General features: G+C 42.8%; 1 rRNA gene. It reads right to left on the bottom strand.

Annotated elements, in window-relative coordinates:
• Positions 1–107 (bottom strand): 5S ribosomal RNA (gene rrf / locus H4J38_RS16970); the annotation flags it as partial.
• Positions 108–360: the final 253 nt, after the last annotated feature.

The following is a 360-nucleotide window of genomic DNA, read 5'->3' as shown; positions in this document are numbered from 1 at the left end:
ATGTCCTACTCTCACATGGGAACTCCCACACTACCATCGGCGCTAACACGTTTCACTTCTGAGTTCGGAATGGGATCAGGTGGGGCCATGTCGCTATTGTCGCTAGACAAAAAGGGTACAATCTTAAAAGCTGACGTGCATGGATGCACTAACGTCGATAATGTTCATGGATGAACGTTTTTATCGACGCTACAGTAAAGCCTTGGCTCTACTTTATATAAATACGCGTTTTTAATCTCTTATTCACACAATTGTCATGCGTGATTTGTGTATTCCTACACTGTGTCAAACTACATACACACTTCATAGTCCACTTTATCAGCAAAACTACTTGGGTGTTGTATGGTTAAGCCTCACGGG

Source organism: Colwellia sp. BRX10-3, assembly GCF_014077505.1.
GTDB lineage: Bacteria > Pseudomonadota > Gammaproteobacteria > Enterobacterales > Alteromonadaceae > Cognaticolwellia.
The sequence above is the reverse complement of the archived record's forward strand: the minus strand, read 5'-3'. Positions and strand labels throughout refer to the sequence as shown.